The following is a 367-nucleotide window of genomic DNA, read 5'->3' on the forward strand; positions in this document are numbered from 1 at the left end:
AAGCTCCCATCTGTCCGCTCGACTTGCATGTATTAGGCACGCCGCCAGCGTTCGTCCTGAGCCAGGATCAAACTCTCCGATAAAGTAGTTTGACTGACTACGCACATCGCTGTGCGATTTTATAAAACATGAATTAACAGGTACGTTTTGTCTTGTTTAGTTTTCAAAGATCATTTCGTTTGTTCGCTTTGTTAAAGCAACTTTATTAGTATACGATGCTGCTTCTTCAAAGTCAACAACTTTTTTAAAAAACTTTTGGTGGAGCCTAGCGGGATCGAACCGCTGACCTCCTGCGTGCAAAGCAGGCGCTCTCCCAGCTGAGCTAAGGCCCCATGAAAATGGTCGGGAAGACAGGATTCGAACCTGC

Annotated in this window: 1 tRNA gene and 1 rRNA gene; both read right to left on the bottom strand. The window is 45.8% G+C overall.

The features are described from left to right. Positions 1-83 (bottom strand): 16S ribosomal RNA (locus AC0DBE_RS21740); the annotation flags it as partial. 173 nt (positions 84-256) lie between these two features. Beyond that, positions 257-332: transfer RNA gene (locus AC0DBE_RS21745), tRNA-Ala, on the bottom strand. Positions 333-367: the final 35 nt, after the last annotated feature.

Source organism: Bacillus sp. VA15, from assembly GCF_055721145.1.